General features: G+C 72.0%; 20 protein-coding genes and 3 pseudogenes. 18 read left to right on the top strand and 5 right to left on the bottom strand.

The features are described 5' to 3' along the window. Positions 1 to 99: 99 nt before the first annotated feature. Positions 100 to 537 (bottom strand): nuclear transport factor 2 family protein, encoded by a 438-nt coding sequence (locus J2S46_RS35470; protein ID WP_191292199.1) that lies wholly within the window; start codon positions 535 to 537, stop codon positions 100 to 102. A 116-nt stretch (positions 538 to 653) separates the two neighbouring features. Here J2S46_RS35470 and J2S46_RS35465 point away from each other — a divergent pair, with 116 nt between their 5' ends. The 4 genes and pseudogenes from J2S46_RS35465 to J2S46_RS35455 all read left to right on the top strand — a co-directional run bounded on the left by J2S46_RS35465 (position 654) and on the right by J2S46_RS35455 (position 2165). Beyond that, a complete protein-coding gene (locus J2S46_RS35465; RefSeq protein ID WP_191292200.1) occupies positions 654 to 1256 on the top strand; it encodes a TetR/AcrR family transcriptional regulator in 603 nt (200 codons plus the stop codon). 43 nt (positions 1257 to 1299) lie between these two features. Beyond that, positions 1300 to 1401: pseudogene (locus J2S46_RS40940) on the top strand (transcriptional repressor LexA); the annotation flags it as partial. 93 nt (positions 1402 to 1494) lie between these two features. Next, the gene (locus J2S46_RS35460) at positions 1495 to 1851 is read left to right on the top strand and encodes a DUF4190 domain-containing protein (RefSeq protein WP_229913056.1); all 357 of its coding nucleotides are present in this window, start codon (positions 1495 to 1497) and stop codon (positions 1849 to 1851) included. A gap of 2 nt (positions 1852 to 1853) precedes the next feature. Further along, positions 1854 to 2165 carry a hypothetical protein gene (locus J2S46_RS35455; RefSeq protein ID WP_191292202.1) on the top strand — a complete coding sequence of 104 codons (312 nt, stop codon included), beginning with the start codon at positions 1854 to 1856 and terminating at the stop codon, positions 2163 to 2165. A gap of 100 nt (positions 2166 to 2265) precedes the next feature. Here the strand turns inward: J2S46_RS35455 and J2S46_RS35450 are convergent, their stop codons facing one another. Both J2S46_RS35450 and J2S46_RS35445 read right to left on the bottom strand, forming a co-directional pair. Next, positions 2266 to 2691 (bottom strand): GNAT family N-acetyltransferase, encoded by a 426-nt coding sequence (locus tag J2S46_RS35450; RefSeq protein WP_191292203.1) that lies wholly within the window; start codon positions 2689 to 2691, stop codon positions 2266 to 2268. Between the two features lie 115 nt (positions 2692 to 2806). Beyond that, positions 2807 to 3508, bottom strand: a complete 702-nt coding sequence (locus J2S46_RS35445; protein WP_229913057.1) for a class I SAM-dependent methyltransferase — start codon at positions 3506 to 3508, stop codon at positions 2807 to 2809. Between the two features lie 241 nt (positions 3509 to 3749). Between J2S46_RS35445 and J2S46_RS35440 the strand changes: the two genes are divergently transcribed. The 3 genes and pseudogenes from J2S46_RS35440 to J2S46_RS35430 form a co-directional block, all read left to right on the top strand. Continuing rightward, positions 3750 to 4985 (top strand): NAD(P)/FAD-dependent oxidoreductase, encoded by a 1236-nt coding sequence (locus J2S46_RS35440; RefSeq protein WP_191292204.1) that lies wholly within the window; start codon positions 3750 to 3752, stop codon positions 4983 to 4985. Between the two features lie 402 nt (positions 4986 to 5387). Then, on the top strand, positions 5388 to 6575 hold the full coding sequence (locus tag J2S46_RS35435; RefSeq protein WP_191292205.1) for an ROK family protein: 1188 nt from the start codon (positions 5388 to 5390) through the stop codon (positions 6573 to 6575). A 74-nt stretch (positions 6576 to 6649) separates the two neighbouring features. Further along, positions 6650 to 7051 (top strand): annotated as a pseudogene (locus J2S46_RS35430) (transposase); the annotation flags it as partial. 18 nt (positions 7052 to 7069) lie between these two features. Here J2S46_RS35430 and J2S46_RS35425 read toward each other — a convergent pair. After that, on the bottom strand, positions 7070 to 8272 hold the full coding sequence (locus tag J2S46_RS35425; RefSeq protein ID WP_191294906.1) for an IS110 family RNA-guided transposase: 1203 nt from the start codon (positions 8270 to 8272) through the stop codon (positions 7070 to 7072). 234 nt (positions 8273 to 8506) lie between these two features. Between J2S46_RS35425 and J2S46_RS35420 the strand changes: the two are divergent. Next, positions 8507 to 9085: pseudogene (locus tag J2S46_RS35420) on the top strand (IS5 family transposase); the annotation flags it as partial. A 358-nt stretch (positions 9086 to 9443) separates the two neighbouring features. Here J2S46_RS35420 and J2S46_RS35415 read toward each other — a convergent pair. Next, the gene (locus J2S46_RS35415) at positions 9444 to 10220 is read right to left on the bottom strand and encodes a GntR family transcriptional regulator (protein ID WP_191294573.1); all 777 of its coding nucleotides are present in this window, start codon (positions 10218 to 10220) and stop codon (positions 9444 to 9446) included. 274 nt (positions 10221 to 10494) lie between these two features. On the opposite strand from J2S46_RS35415, the gene J2S46_RS35410 reads away from it, so the two are divergent. The 10 genes from J2S46_RS35410 to J2S46_RS35365 all read left to right on the top strand — a co-directional run bounded on the left by J2S46_RS35410 (position 10495) and on the right by J2S46_RS35365 (position 22906). Continuing rightward, positions 10495 to 11298, top strand: coding sequence for an exodeoxyribonuclease III (locus tag J2S46_RS35410; protein WP_191294572.1), 804 nt, complete (start codon positions 10495 to 10497; stop codon positions 11296 to 11298). A gap of 295 nt (positions 11299 to 11593) precedes the next feature. Next, positions 11594 to 12004: a hypothetical protein gene (locus J2S46_RS35405; protein ID WP_191294571.1), complete on the top strand. Its 411-nt coding sequence runs from the start codon at positions 11594 to 11596 to the stop codon at positions 12002 to 12004. A 487-nt stretch (positions 12005 to 12491) separates the two neighbouring features. Next, entirely contained in the window at positions 12492 to 12989 is a 498-nt protein-coding gene (locus J2S46_RS35400) for an ATP-binding protein (protein ID WP_191294570.1), read from the top strand. A 107-nt stretch (positions 12990 to 13096) separates the two neighbouring features. Beyond that, complete coding sequence (locus J2S46_RS35395; RefSeq protein WP_191294569.1) at positions 13097 to 13492, top strand: hypothetical protein; 396 nt, start codon at positions 13097 to 13099, stop codon at positions 13490 to 13492. Between the two features lie 344 nt (positions 13493 to 13836). Then, on the top strand, positions 13837 to 14946 hold the full coding sequence (locus J2S46_RS35390) for an ROK family transcriptional regulator (RefSeq protein ID WP_229913410.1): 1110 nt from the start codon (positions 13837 to 13839) through the stop codon (positions 14944 to 14946). Positions 14947 to 15103: 157 nt separating this feature from the next. Further along, on the top strand, positions 15104 to 16432 hold the full coding sequence (locus J2S46_RS35385; RefSeq protein ID WP_191294568.1) for an extracellular solute-binding protein: 1329 nt from the start codon (positions 15104 to 15106) through the stop codon (positions 16430 to 16432). A 126-nt stretch (positions 16433 to 16558) separates the two neighbouring features. Next, positions 16559 to 17515, top strand: coding sequence for a carbohydrate ABC transporter permease (locus tag J2S46_RS35380; RefSeq protein ID WP_191294567.1), 957 nt, complete (start codon positions 16559 to 16561; stop codon positions 17513 to 17515). Then, positions 17512 to 18369: a carbohydrate ABC transporter permease gene (locus tag J2S46_RS35375; RefSeq protein WP_073928205.1), complete on the top strand. Its 858-nt coding sequence runs from the start codon at positions 17512 to 17514 to the stop codon at positions 18367 to 18369. Before J2S46_RS35380 ends, J2S46_RS35375 begins: the two co-directional genes overlap by 4 nt. A gap of 9 nt (positions 18370 to 18378) precedes the next feature. Then, the gene (locus J2S46_RS35370; protein WP_191294566.1) at positions 18379 to 19992 is read left to right on the top strand and encodes a beta-N-acetylhexosaminidase; all 1614 of its coding nucleotides are present in this window, start codon (positions 18379 to 18381) and stop codon (positions 19990 to 19992) included. Positions 19993 to 20056: 64 nt separating this feature from the next. Then, positions 20057 to 22906: an RICIN domain-containing protein gene (locus J2S46_RS35365; protein ID WP_191294565.1), complete on the top strand. Its 2850-nt coding sequence runs from the start codon at positions 20057 to 20059 to the stop codon at positions 22904 to 22906. Positions 22907 to 23278: the final 372 nt, after the last annotated feature.

Here is a 23278-nt window from a genome sequence, read left to right as displayed (position 1 = left end):
CACACCCCGGCCTCGCCGTCTCGGCGGCCCGCCCTCGTGGTCGGGCCGCCGAGCGGTGGTCGGGTACCGCGGTGGATCAGGCGTGCCCCGGCGGCGTGCTCAGGCGGAACGGCCGCGCAGGCCGGCGGTGTCGAAGACCACGGTGGACTCCACCACCAAACCGTCCACCAGCCGCATCCGGTCGGCCCCCTCCCAGGCGGCGGCGGTGCCGTCGACCGTGGCGGTGGCCCGCCAGCCGACGAAGGCGATGTCCTCGTTCAGGGCGTGGGCGAGCACGGTCAGCCGCAGATCCGGGAAGCGCTGCAGGGTGCCGGTCACCTGGGCCGCCCACTGGTCCAGGCCGACGATCGGCTCAGGGCGCCCGGGCCAGTGCAGCACGATCTCCGGATGGCTCAGGGTGTCGAGGCGGGCCGGGTCGGGCGCCGCCCAGAAAGCGGCCCATCGGTCGGCGAAGTCGCCCGCGCGGTGGGCGCGGTACGGGGTGTCCTGCGGGGTGTCCTGCGGGTCCGGCCGGGTGCCGGATCGGGTGTCCGTCATGAACTGTCCTCTCCCCCAAGGGAAGCCAGATGCCTGCCAATGTTACGTACCACCAGTACGTACTTGCGGTACGGAACTTACGTACCGTTAGTATGTGGCGTCAAGAGGAGGCAGCAATGGCCAGAAGGACCCAGGCGGACCGCTCGGAGAGCACCACCGGTGAGATCGTGGACGCCGCGATCACCCTGTTCGGCCGGGACGGCTACCCGGCCGTGTCGATCGACGGGATCGCCCGGGCCGCCGGTGTCACCAAGGGCGCGGTCTACCACCACTTCGACGGCAAGACCGCCCTCCTGCGCGCCGCCTTCCTGCACCAGGAGCAACGCCGGGCCCTGCTGCTCCACCAGGCCGCGGCCGGCTCCCCCGACGCCCTGGCGGCCGTCCGGGCCGGGTGCGCGGCCTTCCTGCGCAGCTGCCTGGACCCGGCGGTCCGGCGGATCCTGCTGCTGGACGGTCCTGCGGTGCTCGGCTGGGAGGAGGTCCGGGAGATCGAGGCGGAGCACAGCGTCGCCCTGCTGCGCAGGGGCCTCGGCGCAGCGGTCGACGAGGGCCGGCTGCGCCCGGGCGACCTCGACATCCGCACCCACCTGCTGCTGGGCGCCCTCTGCGAAGCGGGCATGCTGCTCGCCCGGGCCGGCGACCCCGAGGCCGCGCTGGCCGGCGTCACCCGCGAGGTGGACGCGCTGCTCGACGCGTTCGCGACCCCCGCGGGGGCGTGACCCCGGCGGGAGGCGGAACAGCGACGGACCGACCGACCGCAAGGCCAGGATTCTGCGCATCGTGGAGCACACCGTCGAGCAGCCCGGCTCGCCTCCGAGCACGCGGGGGATCGGCGACGCCGTCGGGCCGAGCTCCGTCTCCTCGGTCTCCTACCAGGTTCTGCCCCGGAGAAGGCATCAAGCTCGAGTCCCCCTCTCTCGTAGAGTGACCGCCGAAGCCGGCGAGAGGAATTCGGACGTGACCGCAGTTGCCCAGGAGGCCGAAACGGCAGGCACCGCCCGTAACACACCTGCGCGGATCAGCATCGGGGCTGCCTCCCTGGGGGCAGCGCTGATCGCGGGAGTCTTCCTGACCCCGCTGTTCTGGCTGCTGTACGGCGGGCTGTACACCTTCCTCGTGTTCGCGACCGGTGCCGTCGCGATCCCCGCCGGCCACCTCGGCCGCCGCCGGGGCAAGCGGCTGGGCGGCCGTGACCGCGGCCTCGCGCTGCTCGGACTGGTGACCGGCTGGATCCTGGTCCTCTTCGCTCTGCTGCTGGTCCTGGCCTACGGCGGGCTCCTGGCAGGGCTGGCGTTGTTGTCCGACACACGGTGACCGTGGCCGTCGAGGCCCAGGAGCGGCCACCGGTCGCGGATTCCGCGATCGAGCTGCTGCCCGACGAGCCACAGTCCGCCGCGGCGGCCCGTCGCCCGGTGCGCACCGCCCTGCGGGGAAGGGAGCGGGGAGGCCCGGTCGAGGCCATCACCGCCCAGCTCACCGATGAGGTGGAGCGCACCCGCGCCGCCGTCTCCACCACACTCACCTCACCGCCCGTCACATCGCCCGGGATCCGGGAGCGTCCGGGGGGCCGCCGCGCCACCGTGCCGGCCCGGCGTTGTACGCCTCGTGGGATGCGGGAGCGCGGGTGACCCCGGCGGGAGCGGGACGGCCCTCCGGTCGCGGACTGCAGGCGCGGACTGCGGGTGCGGGCTGCGGGCGCGGGCTGCGGGCGCGCCGGCGGGGGCGCGCTCAGCCGCCGAGCGGCTTGACCCAGCGGGTCCACTGCGGCTGGGGCCCGTAGCCGACGCGCTGCCAGGTTCGCTGCCCCAACTCGTTGTGGTCGAGCACCATCGCGTCCGCCCGGCGGCCGCCGAGCTCCTCGAAGCGCCGCTCGGCGGCGGCCAGCAGCGCCGCGCCGATCCCCTGCCGGCGGCGCGCCGGGTCGACCGCGAGCCGGTAGAGGTGGCAGCGCCAGCCGTCCCAGCCCGCGATCACCGTGCCGGCCACCGCGCCGTCGAGTTCGGCGACGATCAGGGCCTGCGGATCCCTGGCGATCAGCCGGGCCAGGCCGTCGGCGTCGTCGGTGATGCTGGTGCCCTCGGCCGCCCGGGCCCAGAACTCCAGCAGGTCCGGCACCTCGTGGAGGCCGGCGGTACGAATGATCGGATCGGTCATGCCGACTGTCTACCAGCTCGGCCGGGGCCGCCACGAGGGGATTTCCCCGGCGGCGGCGCCGCAACGGGCGACGCAGCACCGGGCGGTGGCGCACCGGACGGCGCCGCACCGAAGGTCAACGTCGGGCCGGCGCCTCGCCGAGCCGCCAGACGGTGGTCCGCTTCAGGGCGGTGTCCTCCAGGTCGGCGACCACCGGCACCTCGTAGGAGGCCAGCGCGGTGAACCGCTCGCGCGGGAGGTACGCCCGGCCCGGGTCACCGACCAGCACGACCGCGCCCCGGGCCTGCGCGCGCTCCAGGAAGGGCAGGAACCGGGCGGCCATCGTCCGCTCGTAGAAGACGTCCCCGGCGAGCACCACCTCGGCGGGCGCGCCGTCGCCGTCCAGCAGGTCCTCGACGGCCGCCGCGACCCGGGTGCCGTTCGCCTCGGCGTTGATCCCGATGGCGGCCACGGCGTAGGCGTCGATCTCCGCCGCGCGGACCGAGGCCGCGCCCCGCAGCGCGGCCGCGATCCCGACCAGCCCGGATCCCGCCGCGAGGTCCAGCACCGAACGCCCGGCCACCAGGTCGGGATTGTCGAGCACGTACCGGGCGACCGCCACGCCACCGGCCCAGGCGAACGCCCAGAACGGGGGCGGCAGTCCGATCTCGCCGCGGGCCTCCTCGGTCGACTCCCAGAGCGTGATGGCGTCGTCCGCCATGTGCAGGCGGACCTCGGGAACGAAGGGAACGAGCGTCAGCCGGGTCTTCTCCCGGACGAAGGCCGGATCCGACAGCGTGGTGGTGCCCGGATGAAGAGGACGAAGCTCGTTCGGCATGCCCGCAGCATAGAGGCCGCCCGGCACCCCCGATGACCGCGCGCCCGACCGCGTTCCGGACGGACGGCCGGCTGCGGGCACCCGCGCCACCGGCCGCACGACCGGCCGCACGACCGGCCGCGGGCGCCCACGGGCCCGCGGGGAACGACCCTTCCGCGTGAACACCGGGGGCGTCGGGGCCTCCCCCGGCCCTGGGCCCGCTAGCTTCGCAGCCGGAGGAAGTGCGACCACGGAGGACCTCATGCCCGTACCGACCCCGGACCCCGCGGAACCCCCGGCCCCGGCCGACGGCTCGGAGCCCTCGGAGCCCACGGAGCCCTCGGAGCCCGCCGCCCGCTACGAGGTGCTGGTCGCCGGCGGCGGCCCGGCCGGCAGCGCCGCCGCGCTGACCCTGGCCCGGGCCGGCCGCAGCGTCCTGCTGGCGGACGCCGGGACCGGTCCCGCCAAGGCCGGCGAGTCGCTGGCCGCCGTCGCGGCGGTGCTGCTGGACGACCTCGGGATCGGGCCGCAGGTGCTCGGGTCCGGACACCTGCCGTGCTACCGCAGGCTCTCCGCCTGGGGATCGGCGGAACTCCGGTCGGTGCACTCGATCCGCGACCCGTACGGTCACGGCCGGCTCCTCGACCGGGCGCTGTTCGACCGCCGGCTGCGTGCCGCCGCCCGGACGGCCGGCGCGGACCTCGCCGAACGGAGCGCCGTCCGGCCGCCGATGCGCACTCCGGAGGGCGACTGGAGCGTGGAGCTGCGCGGGCCCGCCGGCCGCCGGACCGTCCGGTGCGACTGGCTGGTCGACGCCACCGGACGCGCCGCCGCCCTCGCGACCCGCTGCGGCGCCCGGCGCCGCACCCTGGACCGGCTGACGGCCACCCACCTCACCCTCGGGCCCGGCCCGGAGGCGGTCGACGGCTGTTCCCTGGTCGAGTCCGCTCCGGACGGCTGGTGGTACACCGCCCCGCTGCCCTCGCGGCACCGCCTGGTCACCTGGTTCACCGACGCCGACCTGCCCGCCGCGGCGCCCACGGACGCCGGACCGTTCCTGCGCAGGATGCTGCGGACCCGTCACGTCCGCACCCGCGCGGAGCCGCACCCCGCCGACCCCGGCCGGGCCCCGCGCCGCGCGCCCGCCCACAGCGCGCATCTCGACCGGCCCTGGGGGGACGGCTGGATCGCCGCCGGTGACGCGGCCGTCGCCTTCGACCCGCTCTCCGCCCAGGGCGTCCTGACCGCCCTGGTCACCGGCCTGAACGCCGGGGAGGCGCTCGACGCCCGGCTGCGCGGCCACCGCTCGGCCCTCGCCGAGTACGGGCACGGGGTGCGGGCCGTGTACGCGGGCTACCTCCGCGAACACCGCAGCGTCCACCGGCTGGAGGGCCGTTGGGCCGGGCACCCGTTCTGGGCCCGGCGGACGGAGGAACCACACCTGTGGCCCGTACGGGACACCCGCGGGCCGACGGGCTTCCCCGGCGCCGTCCGCTGAACCCGCGGGCTCGGCCCGGGCGGCCGGACGGGCCACCGGCAGCCCGTGAAACGCCGGCCGCCCCAGGAGCACCGGGCGTCACCCCCGCGGGGCCGGCCCCGGTCCCCCTCGGCGGGCGAGCCCCGGGAGAGCCGCCGCACCGGGGTGACCGGCGGCCGCCCAGGCGCCCGGTGCAGGTACCCACAGATCCGTACCATTTAGATACCGAAGCCGTTATGAGCTGCGGAAATGCTCGCCCGCCGACAGGGGTCACCGGTAGCATCCGGCTCACGCCCTCCGGTTACCGCCGCACTGTCGCACGCGCTCCGGGCGGGCGTGTTCCGCGGTGCGTCAGAAGCCACCGCGCACTCGAACTCGGCACCGCGCGCCAGAGTTGTCGCGCGAACGCGGAAGGGTAGCGCCTTGTCGGATCGGCTCACCGGAGGAGACTCCTCGTTGCTGCGGCGGATCAACGCCGCCGTCACGCTGCGCGCACTGCGATCCGGTCAGTCGGTGACCCTCACTCAGCTCGTCGGAGACACCGGCCTCTCCCGGCCCACCGTCGAAGGCGTCATCGAGAGCCTGGTGGAATCGGGCCTGGTCGCCGAGGTCGAGCACGAGGCCGGCGCGGCGCAGCCCGGCGGCGGCCGCCAGCGCGGCCGCCCCGCCCGCTGGTTCCGGTTCCGGGCCGAGGCCGGTCACATCCTCGGGATCGAGATCGGCGTCCACGACATCCGGGTGATCCTGGCCGACCTGGCCGGCGAGGTGGTCGGCACCCACTTCAAGCCGGTGGACGAGGCGCTGGACGCCGAGGAGCGGCTCAGCGCCGTCCGCACCACCGTCGCCGAGGTGCTGCGCAAGGCCGGGATCTCCCGGGACAACCTGTGGGCGGTCGGTGTCGGCAGCCCCGGCATCGTCGACCGGGACGGCACCGTGCAGCTCGGCACCGCGATGCCCGGCTGGACCGGGCTCGACCTCGGGGGCCGGCTGCGCCGCTCGTTCCGCTGTCCGGTACTGATCGAGAACGACGCCAACCTGGCGGCCATCGCCGAACACTGGCAGGGCTCCGCGGTCGGCATGGGCGACGTGGTGTTCGTGATGGCCGGGCTCAGCCCGGGCGCCGGCTCCCTGATCAACGGGAAGCTGCACCGCGGCTTCGGCGGCGCGGCCGGCGAGATCGGCGCCCTGCACCTGCTCGGCCGGGAGGCCACCCCCGAGCGGCTGCTCTCCACCTCCGGCAAGCCGCTGGACCCGCTGGACGAGGCGGCGGTGGCCCGGGTGCTGCGGCTGGCCCGCGAGGGCGACGAGGTCGCGCAGGTCGCGATGGACCGCTTCCTCGGCCGGCTGGTGCACGACGTCGCCGCGCTGGTCCTGGCGATAGACCCGCAGCTGGTGGTGGTCGGCGGCTGGGCGGCCGGGCTCGACGGCGTGCTGGAGCCGCTGCGCAAGCAGCTGGCGCTGTACACCCTGCGGGCCCCCGAGGTCGCGCTCGCCGCCCTGGGCTCCGAGGTGGTGGCGATGGGGGCGCTGAGGGTGGCCCTCGACCACGTCGAGGAGCAGCTCTTCGCGGTCGACCCGCCGACGAACGGCGGTGGCGGCGCCCGGGCCTAGGGCCTGTGTGGTGTTGTGATCAATCTTCGGGTTCTGCCCCTGCTCCGGGGCAGAACCCGGTAGGAATGTTGACTGTGACGCGTAGGCAACTCACCGACGAGCAGTGGACTTTGATCGAGCCCTACCTGCCGATCGGCAGGTTCGGACCCTACCCCGAACGGCTTCGCGACCAGTTCGAGGGGGTGATCTGGCGGTTCCGCTCCAGTGCTCAGTGGCGGGAGATGCCTGAGGAGTTCGGCCCGTGGTCCACGGTCTTCGGCCGGTTTCGGGTCTGGCGGGACGCCGGCGTGTTCAGTGCCCTGCTCGAAGGCCTGATCGCCGAGGCCGCCCGCGAGGGAAAGACGGACCTGTCGCTGGTCAGCGTCGACTCGACGACTGTCCGCGCCCACCACGACGCCGCCGGGATGCTCGTCGACGAGGAGCTCATGCAGGCCCTGGAGGAGGCCGCGCGCGAGCAGGAGGCGGCCCGACAAAAGGTGCCCCTATGGTCTTCGTCAACCGGTAGCGGCGGTCGGGGGCTGGTAGAGGGTGCCGTCTCGGAGCATGGCGAAGAGGACGTCGATGCGGCGTCGGGCGAGCGCGACGAGGGCGGCGACGTGGTGCTTGCCCTCGCGTCGTTTCCGGTCGTAGTAGGTGCGTGACTCGGGCTGGGACAGGGAGGCGAACGCGGCGAGGTAGAAGGCCCGTTTGAGCTGTTTGTTGCCCCGACGGGAGGGGTGTTCGCCGCGGATCGAGGAGCCGGAGGCGCGGGTGACGGGCGCCAGACCCGCGTAGGCCGCGAGGTGGCCGGCGGTCGGGAAGACGCTTGCGTCGCCAACGTCGACGAGGATCCGGGCGGCGGTCCTGATCCCGATGCCGGGCATCGAGATCAGGACCGGGGAAAGAGGGTGCGCCTCCAGCAGTTCCTCGATCCTCGCCGCGAGGAGTCTGCGCTGGTCGAGCACAGAGCCGAGTGAGCCGGCGAGGCTGGGGACGATCAGCGCGGCGGCCTCGGTGCCGGGGACGACGACGCTCTGCTCGTCAAGGGCGGTGAAGATGTCCTCGACAAGGCGCTCGGCCAACCGTGGGGCCTTGGGCCGCAGCAGTGTGATCAGTCGACGTCGGCCCGCCTTGCGCAACTGGGCCGGGGAGCCGTGCCGTTCGAGCAGGGCGAGGACCGCCGGGTGGTCCAGTCGCGGGCCCAGCACGCGCTCGAGGGACGGGTGGATCTGGGTGAGCAGGCCCCGCAGACGGTTCTTGATCCTCGTCGACTCGCCCGCGAGGTCGTCGTCGAACCCGGCGATCATCTCCAGCTCGGCGACGGTCTCGTCGGCGGCCACCAGGTCGCGCAGGGTGTGTGGCATGGTTCGGGCGGCGTCCGCGATGACGTGCGCGTCGCGGGCGTCGGTCTTCGCCTCGCCCGGGTAGAGGTCGGCGATCCGGCGCATGGTCAGGCCGGGCAGGTAGGCGATGCGGCAGCCGGTGTCGCGGGCGACGGCCAGCGGCAGGGCGCCGACGGTGGCCGGCTGGTCGACCACCACCAGCACGGTCCCGTGCTTGGCCTGCAGTTTCGTGAACAGCTCACGGAGCCTGGGCTCGTTGTTGGGCAGTGCCTTGTCGAAGACCTTCTTGCCGGCCGGGGTGAGCGCGGTTGCGTGGTGCTCGCCCTTGCCGACGTCCAGGCCGAGATAGAGATCTATGCCGTCGGTGCTGGTCAACCGGCCCTCCCCAGGTCTCGTCCTCCCCGGCCCTGCGGCATCGGCGTGCCGGCATCCACGTTACGGAGAGCCTGCCTCACCCGGTGCGGGATCCGGCGCTCAAGCCCCTCATTAGCGGTCTGCCAACGCCTCCGAGCCCGGTGACACCACCTTTTCGATCATGATCGACTGGGGGCGCAAGTCATGCCGGGCCGGGAGGCCGGGAACCCCATTGCGGGGCCACGAAAACGGTAACGGGGCGAGTCGCAGGAACAGAACGGACAGGACGAGCGCAGACAGGTCCGACTGCGACGCAAGCTCCGTCTGAAGCAGGCCCTGCTCGGCAGGTCACGGGGTGGGCTGACCAGCAAGGTCCATCTCGCCGCCGACCGTAGGTGCCGGCCGCTGGCGCTCGTCCTGACCGCGGGACAGGCCGGCGACAGCCCACAGTTCGTCCCCGTCCTCGCCAAGGTCCGCGTGCGCCTGCCGGTCGGCCGGCCTCGCACCCGGCCCGGCGCGGTCGCCGCAGACAAGGCCTACTCGTCCCGCGCCAACCGCGCCTACCTGCGCAAACGCAGCATCAAGGCTGTCATCCCGGAGAAGAAGGACCAGGCTGCCAGCCGGAAACGGAAGGGCAGCAAGGGCGGGCGACCCGTCGGCCACGACATCAACCTCTACCAAGAGCGGAACACCGTCGAGCGCCTGATCAACAGGCTGAAGGCCTGGCGGGGCATCGCCACCCGGTTCGACAAGACGCCCGAGAGCTACCTCGCAGGCCTTCACCTCCGCGCCTCGATGATCTGGATAGACGACCTCGTGCGACCGCTCAACTGATCACAACATCACACAGGCCCTAGCGTCCGAGGGGCGGGGCGGCTCCGTCGCCCCGCCCCTTCCGCGAGCGCCTCACCGTCCGGGCCGCGCCGTCCGGGCCGCGCCGTCCGCGTCCCGGGACCGGTGTTGTCCCGGCTCCGGGCCCTCCGTTGCTCGACCCGGCCGCCGCAGAACGTCGCTGACCATGCGAAGGGCCCGTTCACCGGATCAGGTGAACGGGCCCTTCGCAGGTCGGGCCGGGCTTCGGACGTACGCGCCGTACGACGCCCTCGGGCCGAGAAGTCCGGCTCAGGGGTGCGGGATCAGGAGTTCGCGACCAGGGGCGCGGGCTCAGGCGTCCGGGCTCAGGGGTGCGGGATCAGGAGGCGGTGGCGACCACGGCGCCGCCGGCGACCGGGGTCACCTCGACCAGGCCGGTCTCGCCGAAGGTGAGCTTGCAGGTGTCGGCCCGGTAGGTGGAGACGGCCAGCGCGACCAGCCGGCCGCCGGCCGCGTACTGGCTGGTGACCACGAGGACCGGGGTGCCCGGCGGGCGCTCCAGCAGTGCGGCCTCCTGCGCCTCCGCGACGCCGAGCTCGACCGAGCGGGACTCGCCGTCGACCTCCAGCCGCTCCAGGTGGCGCAGCACCGAGCGGGCGCGGTCGTTCTCGGCCCGGAAGCCGGGCAGGTGCGGCAGCGCTGACGAGGGGACGTGCAGCGACTCGCCCGCCACGTTCTGGCCCTGCACCATCCGGACCCGGCGGACGGTGTGGACGATCTCGGTGTCCGGGATGCCGAGGCTCTGGCCGAGCTGCGCGCCGGCCGGGGCGCTGGTGCAGTCGACGGTGCGCCAGGCCTGGCTGCGGGCGGTGCCGGGCCAGCCCTCCTCGCGGCGGCTGACCGGGACGCCGACCCGGGGGGCGGCGATCAGGGTGCCGATGCCACGGCGGCGGACCAGCCGGCCCTCCAGCTCCAGCTGGTCGAGGGCCTGGCGCAGGGTGGCACGGGCGACCCCGAAGCGCGCCGAGAGCTCGCGCTCGTTCGGCAGCACCTGGCCGGTCGAGAACTCCGCGTCAATGGTGCGAAGAAGCACGGTGCGCAGGTGCCAGTACTTCGGCTCCGGCACCGCCTCAAGCTGTCCTGTCGTGGCCACCATGTCCTCCACCCGGCCTGAAGGAAGGTCGGCCAGCCCGTGCCCGGTGTTGCGGCAGGTAGGAGAGCGGGCTTTATCCGTCCTTCTTTATTAAAGGTCTTTGCAGTAAGTGACACTAGGGGGTGTGTCGGGAGATGGTCAAGACCAATGCACGGCCTCGCACGGGACGAATCAGGGATTCATGCCGTGTTCATGAAGTGAACGCGCATGACAGGACCGGCACCGCCCGCCGCGGCCGGTGCCACCGGGCGCCTCCGACCCTCGGTAGGCTTCCCGGGTGATCGTGGTGACGAGTGTGAATGTGAACGGGATCCGGGCCGCCGCCAAGAAGGGCTTCGTCGAGTGGCTGGGCGCCACCGAGGCGGACGTCGTCTGCCTTCAGGAGGTGCGGGCAGAGGCGGACCAGCTGCCGCCCGAGCTGAAGGATCTGCCCGGCTGGCACACGGCATGGGCGCCCGCGGCGACGAAGGGCCGGGCCGGGGTGGCCGTGCTCTCGCGGTCGGAACCTGAACGCACGGCCATCGGCTTCGGATCGGCCGAATTCGACAATTCGGGCAGATACCTTGAAATCGACCTGCCGGGCCTGACCGTCGCCAGCCTCTATCTTCCGTCCGGCGAGGTCGGCACCGAACGCCAGGAGGAAAAGGAACGCTTCATGGCCGAGTTCCTGGTCCACCTCGGCAAACTGCGCGAGCGCGCCGCCGCGGGCGGCCGCGAGGTGGTGGTGTGCGGAGACTGGAACATCGCGCACCGCCCGGAGGACCTCAAGAACTGGAAGGCCAACCAGAAGGCCGCCGGCTTCCTCCCCGAGGAGCGCGCCTGGCTGGACCAGGTCTTCGACCAGGCCGGCTACGTCGACGTGGTCCGCGCCCTCCACCCGGACCGCACCGGCCCCTACACCTGGTGGTCCTACCGCGGCCGCGCCTTCGACAACGACTCGGGCTGGCGGATCGACTACCAGATCGCCTCCCCGGGCCTCGCCGCCCGCGCCACCACGGCCGTCGTGGAGCGCGCGGCCACCCACGCCGAGCGGTGGTCCGACCACGCGCCGGTCACCGTGGTCTACGACGGGGGTTTCTGACGCTCCGGCTCGGGCCGGGGCCCCGGCCCGAGCCGGGCCTCCTTCGCGGGGAGTCGTCGCTTGCGTCCCCGTGGAGCACCTCTGCCGCCCGAGCAGACGCCGGGCGACTTCACCTGGGCCGCCGGGCGCGTGCCGGGCGGCCCGGCCGCGCGTCAGGGAACCGTCGGACCGGACGCCGCCCCTGCCCGCGGGCTGCCGCCGGCGGCGGCGAGCACGAAGCGGGACCGCCCGCTGAACGGATGCGGGCGGCCTCGCGCGGGCAGACCCTGGAAGGGGAGCCGACCTCGGAGGAGAGATGACCAGTACCAGTGGCTCACGGGAACCGAGCGGCATGGTGCACATGTCGATCTCCGGCGCAACGCCGATGGCGAACGTGGTCGCCGACACAGTGGGGCAGTCGTTCAAGCTGATCGTCGTCCCTGGTCCTGGCGCAGCGGGGGACTACGTCTCACCCTCCGATCAGGTGGTCCGCACCCGCTGGCAGGTGGACACGTCGACCCCGCTCGAAGAAGGCGCCGCACGGCCGGTCGCCCTCGCAGATGCCGGAGCCGGACCGGTGAAGGTGGAACTCAGCGGTCGAAAGGACGCCGTGGTCAAGATCGATGCGCTGATCCGCGGGCGTTTCCGCGCCGGACCGCCGGCGGGAATCTCGCAGGCGTTCGAAGTGTGGCCGGGGAGTCCGCCGCACGCCGCGAACCGGCCCTGACCGCTGTGCACGGGTCGGCGCGATGCCGTGCCCGCCGCACCGCATCGGCAGACCGGGGCCGGAGCCCTGCGGCATGCGGCCTGACCTGCGGCCCCATGACCGCAGGCGGGCGGCACCCGCGGCGGTACGGCCGGCGCACGACCATGGCTGGTGTGTTCACCGCGCCGGACGCCCCCTTGGCAGCCCGGCTCCAGACGGGTGGGCCGGGCCGGCGAGCAGGGCGGCGTGGTGGTACAGGCCCGGCTGCAGCCGTGACGGCGATCGACGGCCGCCTCGTGGAGGGCAGCTCCTGGGTGCCGGTGGTTGTACCTACGGCTCCGTCCCCGGCCACTTGGCCTTCCCCTATGAACCCCCTACGACCGATGCCGCCCGTCATCTCTCTGTGACCTTCGCGACCACCCGTCGATCTTCACCTGGAGGCCTCATGGGGGGAAGCGGGGGGATGGAACGGACATTCCGACCGGTGGGTCGGCAGAGGAGAACGTTCATGGAGGCCGTCGCCATCCTTCCCGTCAGATCGGTCACCGACACTGCGAGCCACATGGCAGGGCCTGCTGCCGGCGCCACCCCGAATCCCGGCGCCGCCGACGGGCCGGCCTACGACCGGAGCGGCACCGTCCGGGTGATCGCCCACCGACCCGCGTCGGCGAGCCTCGCCCGCCGCATCACCTGCGCCGCCCTCCGCGCCCGGAGCGTCGACGAGGACACCACCGACCAGGCCCTGCTCGTCGTCTTCTCCGAACTCGTCACCAGGGCGATCGAGCACTCCCTCCCTCCGATCGTCCTCCGCCTCAGCCACCCCGCTCCCGCCGACCCGCTGCACATCGCGGTCGACGACGGCGGCCCCGCCGCCCGGGAAGGAACCCGGACCGCCGGCTGCGCACCCGAGGAGCACGGCCGAGGCCGCGCCGTCATCGCCCGACCGGCCACCGCACACGGCTGCCACCCGTCAGGCCACGGCACCCCGTACTGGGCCGACCTGTGACCCCCACCGGCGACTGCGGATCCTTCGACCGACCCGTCCCACTTCGACGCGTGCAGGCCGGCGGCGCTCGGCCGAGTTCTCCGGAGGCCGCCCAGATGCACATGCACATGTCTGACACGTCCACCCTTCCGCAGCCCGCGGCCTACCTGCGCCGCCACTCCTCGCCCGGTGCGACGGCGGTGGACGTGCACCGCGAGACCCTTCGGCGCTTCGCCGCCCGCCTGGGTCTGCCCGCACCGGCGCTCTACCTCGACGACCTCACGCCCGCCCGCGGCCCACGGCCCCGGCCCCAGTTCGAGGCGCTCGTCCATGCGGTGATGGACGGCTCGCACCGGGTGCTGCTGATACCGGGGCCCTGGGTCTTCTCCAGCGAGGAGCGCCGCGTCCGGCTGGCGTATCAGGTGCTCATCGCCGCAGGATGCCGCCGAATCCTGATCCTGCCCACACCCCTCGCGACCGTCTGGCGCCGCCGGTTCGACGCACCCGACGAACACACCGGGTAGATGCCGCCCCCGGAGGGCCGCCGCCCGACCGGGACGGTCGCCGAGGTGCGTCGGCGGACAGGTGGACCGCGCCAGGTGCTGCGTTGCCGTCTCCCTCGGTCGGATTCAGCCCTTCGGCGGGGTGTGCGAAATCGTTACCACCGCCGAGTTTCGGTCCCTTGACAGGAGTTGACCAGGGGATGATTATTTAAAACATCTTAAGTAAAGCCGTCTTAGGAACTTGCGCGGATGGCTGGATCCGGAAGGAGTGTTGCGCCGTGAGCGAGTCGGTCCACAACCCGCCGGCGGCCGGCCGCCGACCGCCGCGAGGCCTGTTCGATGTAGCGCCGACGCGACGTCGGCGGGTGGAGCGTACGAAGGCGCAGACCCAGGACAACCGGGTGCACAACCGTTCACTCCTCCTGGCGACGCTCTACCGCGAGGGTGCGATGAGCCGCGCGGACCTGTCGCGGGTGTCGAGCCTGACCGCTCCGACCGTTTCCGCGCTGGTGGCCGATCTGGAGTCCGACGGCCTGGTCGCGGACATCGAGCCCCGTCAGGAGGGCGGCCGGCGCCGGGGGAAGCCCTCGATGCTGGTGGAGATCCAGGACGACGCGGTGAACCTGGTGGTGCTGGACCTGTCGCACGGCGACTGGTTCCGGGGAGCGGTGACGAACCTGCGCGGTGAGATCGTCGAACGGTCGCAGGTCGCTGTCGGCACCGCGCTCGGCGAGGCCGCCCGCGACCTGGTGAACCAGCTGGTCGCCGACCTGCTGGAGCGTGCTCCCCGCCGGGTGCTGGGGATCGGCGTCGGCTCGCCCGGCATCGTGGACGACACGGGTGCCATCCGGCAGGCCGCCCACCTGGAGTGGCACGACCTGCCGATGGCCCGTCAGCTCACCGAGGACTTCGGCATCCCGGCCTACGTCGGCAACGACGTCAACGCGGCAGCCCTGGCCGTGCTGCACTTCCGAGGCACCGAGGCGCAGAACCTGATGGTGATCGCCACCGAGCACGGTGTCGGTGCCGGCCTGGTGGTCGGCGGCGAGCTGGTGACCGGGGAGCAGTTCGCGGCCGGCGAGATCGGGCACCTCACGGTCGACGTCGACGGCGAAGCGTGTGTCTGCGGGCGCCGGGGCTGCCTGGACCCGATGATCGACGCCGGGCATCTGCGAGCACGCCTGGCGGCCGCTGCGGACTCCGGGCGCGAAGCGATCCTGGCCGCCGCCGGGCAGGCACTGGGTACGGTGCTCGCCCCGATCGCCTGCGCGCTGAACCTGAACGAGATCGTCCTGACCGGGCCCACCGACCTGATCGACGGCCCGTTACTGGACGCGGCCGCCGAGACGGTGCAGACACGCACCCTCGCCCCGATCGGCGCCTCGCTGACGGTCCGGTCACTGGCCGGGGACGACGACCTCATCCTGCTCGGCGGCGTCTGCCTCGTGCTCGCCGGCGAACTCGGCGTCCTCTGAACCCTGTCCGAGACCCGACCGGCCCACAGATCTCTGGGTCGAGACCACCCGGCGACACCGCGGCTGCAACCGCGTGCACCGGCTCGACCCAGACACCCGTGAGTACTACCCAACAGTCCGGTGATCCTACCCGCCGGACATACTGCTAGGAAATCCGATGAACCACAGATCAAGCGCTGCCGCCACCATCCTCGCGCTGGCCGTCACCGTCGCCCTGAGCGCCTGCTCGGCCGCCGGCACGGCGCCCTCCGCGGCCACTAATCCGCAGGCCGTCGCCACCGCCAAGGGTGAGGGCAAGACCCTCACCCTGTGGGTGATGGACGGCGACTACTCGGACCAGTCGCTCAAGGCGATCAACGACACGTTCACCCAGCAGACCGGCGCCAAGGTCGATGTCCAGGTCCAGGCCTGGGACGGAATCACCACGAAGGTCACCACCGCGCTGGCCACTTCGAACCCGCCGGACGTGCTGGACCTCGGCAACACCCAGATCGCCAGCTTCGCCGCCAACGGCGGCCTCAAGGACCTCACCCCCTACGGTGCCGACCTGAGGCAGGGTCAGACCTGGCTGTCGGGCCTGGTCGCCCCCGCGACCGTCGACGGCAAGCTCTACGCCGTCCCCGGCTTCGCCGGCGCCCGCGCGGTGATCTACAACAAGACCATGTGGGCCAAGGCAGGCGTCGACAAGGCCCCGACCACCTTCACCGAGCTGACCGACGACCTCGCCAAGGTCAAGGCCGCCAACCCCGGCACCGACTTCTCCCCGCTCTACCTCCCCGGCCAGAACTGGTACGCGGGCATGCAGTTCATCTGGGACGCGGGCGGCGACATAGCCGCCGAGGCGGGATCGAAGTGGACCGCGGGCTTCGGCGCCGACGCGGCACAGGCCGGCCTCGCCGACTTCAAGGCCTTCCAGAACCAGTTCTCCACCGCCGCCTCGCGGACCGTCGACACCACCACCCCCGACCAGGTCCAGGTCTTCGCCGACGGCAAGGCCTCAGCGATCATCGCCACCAGCGGGTTCATCGGACGCATCCAGAAGGCCAACCCCAACCTCACCGACTCCGACCTCGGCACCTTCCCCCTGCCCGGCAAGTCCGGCAAGGCCCAGCCCGTCATGCTCGGCGGCTCCGACTGGGGCATCGCCGCCCGCAGCGCCAACGCCGACCTCGCCCTGCAGTGGACGAAGATCGCCGCCGGCCCGGACATCCAGAGCAAGTGGGTCGTCGGCCACGAAGGCTTCATCCCCAACAGCCTCGAAGGCATCAAGGCCGCCATGGCCTCGGTCGGCGAACTGAAGAAGGGCTTCTTCGACGCCGCCCTCAGCTCCAAGGCCACCCCCGCCAACGCCAACTGGGCCCAGCTCGAGGCCAACAAGGACATCAACAACCTCTTCGCGGCGGTCGCCTCCGGAAGCAAGAGCACCAAGGACGCCGCGAGTGCCTTCGACGCCACGGCGACCAAGGCGCTGAACGCCGGTCAGTAGTGCCCTCGGGCGCCCCCGACGATCCCGGGGCGCCCCTCCCGCCCCAGGGCGTGGCTCACCGTTCCCGCCGGGCGCACGACGCGACGTGTGAGGCACGCCCTACGCCGACCGGACAAGAGAACACCCATGACGACCCAACCCCTGGCGGGCACGAGCCGCACCAGCGGGCTCCGCCCGCACACCTCGCCCCGCCGTCGCCCCTCGTGGGCCCCGTGGTGGCTGCTGTCCCCCGCGGGCCTGGTGATGCTCACCGTCACCGCCGCGCCGATCGTCTTCCTGATCTACACCTCCTTCACCGACTACAGTCAGCGCTCCCTGTTCACCGGCACCTACCACCAGGTCGGCCTGCGGCAGTACACCGCACTGTTCGACGACCCGCAGTTCTGGCAGGCCCTGCTGCGCAGCGTCCTGTTCACCGCCGCCATGGTGGCCGGCAGCATCGCGGTGGGCACGGCGGTCGCCCAACTCCTCACCCGCCTCGCCACCGCGATGCGCCTGACGGTGACGATCGTTCTGGTCCTCGCCTGGGCGATGCCGACCGTGGCGTCCTCCCTGGTCTGGAAGTGGCTCTTCCAGCCCGGCTACGGCGTCGTCAACTGGCTGCTCACCCAGGCCGGTGTGTTCGGCGACATGACCGACACCGACTGGGCCAACGACCCGTTTCTGGCCTACCTGTCGATCTGGCTGCTGATCGTCTGGCAGGCCGTCCCCTTCATCGCCCTCACCCTGTACGCCGCGCTGACCCAACTGCCCCTGGAACTGCAGGAGGCCGCCCGCCTCGACGGCGCCGGCGAGTTCCGGGTCTGGTGGTCCGTCACCCTGCCCTTCCTGCGCCCCACCCTGATGCTGGTCGCACTCCTGTCGGTGATCTGGGACTTCAACGTGTTCAACCAGATCTGGCTCGTCTCCTCGGGAGGCCCCGACTCCGCGACCACGACGCTGGGGATCTTCGCCTACCGGACCGCGTTCGTCGCCTTCAAGATCGGCCAGGGCGCCGCACTGTCGGTCATCACCACCGCCATCCTGGTGGCGATCACCGCCCTCTACATCCGCAACCTGCTGCGCTCCGGGGAGGACCTGTGAACAACCGCCTTCGCCGCAGCCGGGCCGGCAATCCCAAGGGCGGCGCGCTCGCCAATGCGATCGCCGTCGCGTTCTGCCTCGTGTGGGTCTTCCCCGTCTACTGGATGGTCAACACCGCCTTCAAGCCCCGCTCCGAGGCGATGACCTCCACCCCGCTGTTCCTTCCCAAGTCCCCGACCCTGTCGAACTTCGACGCGGCGATCAACCAGACCACGTTCTACCGCACGTTGTGGAACAGCCTGATCGTCGTGGGCGGCACCGTCCTGCTGGCCGTCGTGCTGGGGATGTTCGCGGCCGCCGCACTCTCCAGGTTCAGGTTCCGGGGCAGGCGCGCCATCATGGTGGCGATCCTGATCGTCCAGATGCTGCCCGGCTCCGCCCTGCTGATCCCGACCTTCCTGGTGTTCAACCGGGTCGGGCTGCTGGGCACCTACGCGGGCCTGATCCTGGCCTACGTCGCCGTCGTCCTGCCCTTCTCCATCTGGGTGATGCGGGGCTTCTTCATCGCCGTCCCGGTGGAGATCGAGGAGGCCGCCCGCATCGACGGCGCCTCCACCTGGCAGATCCTGTACAAGATCCTTTTTCCGCTCGTCGCCCCGGGCATGGTCGCCTCCAGCATCTTCGCCTTCATCGCGGCCTGGAACGACTACCTGGTGGCCTACACCTTCATGAAGGACCAGGACCAGTACACCCTCCCGGTGTGGCTCGCCTCCTTCAGCACCCCGATCACCGGCACGGACTTCGGCGGCCAGATGGCCGGCTCCGTCGTCTTCTCGCTCCCGGTCGTCGTCTTCTTCCTGATCATCCAGCGCAAGCTCGTCTCCGGTGTCTCCGCCGGCGCCGTGAAAGGCTGACCCCACGCCATGCTGCTGCCCCGCCCCGCCTCGCTCAGGACCGGCGAAGGCGAGTTCCTCCTCGACGCGTCCACCGTCATCGCCGCCGGCGATCACCTCACCCCTTCCGCCCTGTGGCTCCAGTGCGCCCTGCGTCCCGCCACCGGCCTTCCCCTCCCGATCAGCTCCGTCGCCCGGCGGCCGATCCGCCTGGGGCTCCGCCCGGACCTCGGGCAGGAGGCGTACCGCCTCACCGTCACCGCCGAGTGCGTGCTCATCGAGGGCGGCTCCCAGGCGGGGGTCTTCTACGGTTGCCAGGCCCTGCTCCAACTGCTGCCGCCGGCGGTCCACCGCCGCGCCCGGGCCTCCGGGCGGCGGTGGGCGGTACCGGCCGTGACGGTCCAGGACGCACCGAGGTTCCGCTGGCGCGGTGCGATGCTGGACGTGGCGCGGCACTTCATGCCCAAGCACGACCTGCTGCGGTTCGTCGACCTGCTCGCCATGCACCGGCTCAACGTCCTGCACCTGCACCTGACGGACGACCAGGGCTGGCGGGTCGAGATCCGCGGCCACCCGCGGCTGACCGAGGTCGGCTCCTGGCGCAGGGAGTCCCAACTCGGGGCGCGGGAGGGTGCTCCGGGCGACGGCCGACCGCACGGCGGCTTCTACACCCAGGACGACATCCGCGAGATCGTCGCCTACGCCGCCGACCGGCACGTCACCGTGGTGCCGGAGATCGACGTCCCCGGGCACTCCCAGGCGGCCATCGCCGCCTACCCGGCGCTCGGCGTCGGCGGCGAGCCGCTGGAGGTCCACACCCGGTGGGGCGTCAACCCGAACGTCCTCAACACCGAGGAGAGCACGGTCGCGTTCTACTGCGACGTCCTGGACGAGATCACCGACCTCTTCCCCAGCCGGTTCATCGGCATCGGCGGCGACGAGTGCCCCAAGGACCAGTGGCACACCGACCCCCGCACCCAGGAACTGATGCGCCAGCGCGGCCTCGCGGACGAGAACGCGCTCCAGTCCTGGTTCATCGGCCGGCTCGGAGAGCACCTCGCCACCCGCGGGCGCCGCGTGTTCGGCTGGGACGACCTCCTGGAGGGGCCGGTCCCGCCCGGCACGGCCGTCGCCTCCTGGCGCGGCATGACCGGGGCCCGCACCGCGGCCCGCCGGGGCCACGACGTCGTCTCCTGCCCCGACGACCAGGTCTACCTCGACTACCGCCAGTCCGAACGCCCCGACGAGCCGATCCCCTTCGCCGTCCCGCTGACCCTCCAGGACGCCTACGGCTTCGAGCCCGTCCCCTCCGGTCTTTCCCCCCACGAGGCGGGACACGTCCTCGGCGGCCAGGCCAACATCTGGACCGAACACATGGACACCCCCCGCACCGTCGACTACTACGCCTTCCCCCGCCTGTGCGCCATCGCGGAAGCGCTCTGGAGCACCGGCGAACGCGACTTCGACGACTTCCGCACCCGCCTCGCCACGCACCTGCCCCGGCTGGAGGCGATCGGCGTCGAATACCGCCGCGAGACCGGCCCGTTGCCCTGGCAGACCCGGCCCGGCATCGAGGGCAAGCCCTCCACCAGGCTTGAGTGGGCCTCCTTCATCGACCAGTTGGTCGCTCACATCAAGGTCTGAGCGCACCCCCCACAGCGCTCGGCGCACCATCCACCACCCACCCCCACAAGGTACGGAGAACGCCATGTACCGAAGAATGACCGCGGGACGGCCCGGCCTCGCCGCCGCCCTCTCCCTCGCGGTGGCCGCGGCCGCGGCCGTGACCGTGACCGTCACCCCCGCCGCCACCGCGGCCAGCGCCCCCGGCACCGTCACCATCGGCGGCAAGTGCCTGGACGACGCCGACTTCATCACCACCAACGGCGCGACCGTCCAGCTGTTCACCTGCAACGGCGCCACCGCGCAGAACTGGACCTGGCAGGACAACGGCAGCCTCACCGTCACCGTCGGTGCCACCACCAAGTGCCTGGACGTCGCCGGCGGCTCCAACGCCACCGGCGCGCTCGTCCAGCTCTACGACTGCAACGCCGGCGCCCCCCAGCAGAGGTTCAAGTACCTGCCCGACGGCACCATCTACAGCGCCAAGTCCGGCAAGTGCCTCGCCGTCCAGGGGGCCGTCGTCAACTACGCCCGGATCGGCCTGGCCTCCTGCGACCCCGCGCAGACCACCCAGAAGTGGGGCTCCGCCGCCGCCGCCCAGCCCGGCGTCGTCCTCACCGCCGGCAACAGCCTCTCCTTCGGACAGGGGAGCGACGCCCCGAGCTCGGGCTACACCGACGCCGACGGGAAGTTCTACTTCCAGAACGCCTTGGCGCAGTACGGCGACGGTCCCCGGTACTGGAAGTTCTACTCGGGCGCGAACTACGACAGCGCCACTCTCGACCCCATCAGCAACACCGCCGACAACAGCGACAGCACCACGCGCTGCAACAACAGCCCCACCGGCCTGACCGCCACCGCCACCGCGCCGGGCACCACCTACTCCCAGCCCAACTACTGCGACCTCGTGGGCGTGTGGGTCGACCCCGACACCGGCTGGTGGTACGGCCTGGTCCACAACGAGTTCACCGGCTCGCCCTTCGGCGACGGCCTCCACTTCGACGCCATCGACTCCGCCGTCTCCAAGGACCACGGCTCCACCTGGACCATCCAGGAGCATGCCCTGACCTCGCCCTACAGCACCACCCGGGGCGACACCGCGGCGTTCCCGAACCAGACCTACTACTACGGTGACGGCGACCAGCGCCTGTTCGTCGACTACGCCTCCGGCTACTTCTACGTCTTCCACGCCACCCGCGTCGTCACCAAGCCCGGCACGACCGGCGGCAACGTCTGGGAGCAGCACGTCGCCCGTGCCCCGATATCGGGAAAGATGGCGGCGTCCTCCTGGAAGAAGTGGTACAACGGCGCCTGGCAGACCCCCGGCGTCGGTGGCGCCGAAAGCAACATCATCCCCGCCGACGGCAGCGGTCTCGGCTACATCCCGTCGGGTGACGACTACAAGCCGTCCACCACGGGCGGGGCCGCTGCCCAGGTCGCAGCCGGCACCCTGCCGGACAGTTCGCAGCTCGCGGTGATGAACATCGCCTGGAACGCGTACCTGGGGAAGTACATCGGCACCCCGCAGAACAACGTCGCCCAGAACACCGGCGTCGGCACCCCGTTGCACTTCTACTCCACCGACGACCTGGCCACCCAGAAGTGGACCGACATGGGCCTGGTGCCCGGCACCGAGAACGGCTCCTGGTACCGGTGGCTGGTCGACTCCGGCAACAAGACCGACAACACCGTCCTCGGCAAGACGTTCCGCTCCTACTGCACCATCGAGTGCGGGACCAGCTCGCGGGAGATCAGCGTCTCGCCCCGCAGCAGCGCCGACCTACCGTCCCCGGTGGACACCGGCCGGACCTACCAGATCGCCGCGGGCAACGGCCGCTACCTCGACCAGAGCGGCAGCAGCCTGGCGACCAGCGGCACCGCCTCCTCCCAGCAGTGGAGGTTCACCGCCACCGGTGACGGCTTCTACACCATCACCAACTCCGCCTCCGGCCAGGCACTGGGCGTCGGCACCGGCAACGCCGGCCGCGCCTGGGGCGCCGCCGTCACCCTCGGCTCCCTCAGCACCCCCGCCGGCATCGGCCAGCAGTGGTCGATCCAGGCCACCCGCACCACGCCCAACCCCAGCGGCGCCTCCACCCCCACCGGCGCCGTCCGGCTCGTCAACCGCTACAGCGGCCTCGCGCTGAGCCTCACCAACCAGGGCACCCAGTCCGTCCTGACCTCCCCCCAGCGCAACTGGGACAACGCCGGAACCGGCCCCGACACCCGCCCCGCCAACGCCCAGACCCTCACCCTGACCGCCGTCGGCGGCACCGCCACCAACACGGTCACCGTCACCAACCCCGGAGCCCGGACCACGAACCCCGGCACCGCCATCACCCCGACCCAGGTCAGCGCCACCGACTCCGCCACCGGCCAGACGCTCACCTACACCGCCACCGGCCTGCCGCAGGGTCTCAGCATCTCCGCCTCCGGCCAGATCGCCGGCACCCCCATCAGCGTCGGCACCGCCACCGTCACCGTCACCGCCACCGACACCACCGGCGCCTCCGGCTACGCCACCTTCACCTGGACCGTCCCCGGCACCGACCTGGCCCAGGGCCGGCCGACCACCGCCTCCTCCACCGAGGTCAGCACCCTCGGCGCCGCCCTCGCCACCGACGGCAACCCCACAACCCGCTGGGCCAGCGCCCACTCCGACCCGCAGTGGCTGCAGATCGACCTCGGCACCACCCAGCCGATCAAGGAGGTCAAGCTGACCTGGGAGGCCGCCTACGGAAAGGCCTACCAGATCCAGACCTCCAACGACGGAACCACCTGGACCACCGTCTACACCACCACCACCGGCGACGGCGGCACCGACGACCTCACCGGCCTCACCGGCTCCGGCCGCTACATCCGGATGTACGGCACCACCCGCGGCCTCACCAGCTACGGCTACTCGCTCTGGTCCTTCCAGGTGTACAGCTGGTAGCGGGACGATTCCGGCACCCCAGTTGTCTGATCAACAGCTCCTGCAGGATCCCCGCTGTCGGTGACCAAGTGAGCGCATAGGTCCGCAGGCGGGAAACCGTCCGAACGGGCCGCGCATCAGCTCCGGTGGTTCAGGGATGGCCTTCCAAAGGCACCCGCGAACCACCGGAGTTCGGTGTGTCGGCAGCCTGGCACCAGCTGTCTCCTCACGTCGCCGGCCCTGACCCGTGAGAAGCCCGCCAAATGTCCCGCTACCGGACGACCAGGAAACCTTCGGGGCGGCCGATCAAACAGCACTCGCAGATGCCCCGGAAATCTGGAAGGCACAGGACCCGTCGAAATTATTCGGCGCGTGCGCCGAATTCGAGGCTCA

The sequence above is a fragment of the Kitasatospora herbaricolor genome, from assembly GCF_030813695.1.
Taxonomy (GTDB): Bacteria; Actinomycetota; Actinomycetes; order Streptomycetales; family Streptomycetaceae; genus Kitasatospora; species Kitasatospora herbaricolor.
Note: the sequence above shows the minus strand (reverse complement) of the source record. Positions and strands in the feature narration are given on the sequence as shown.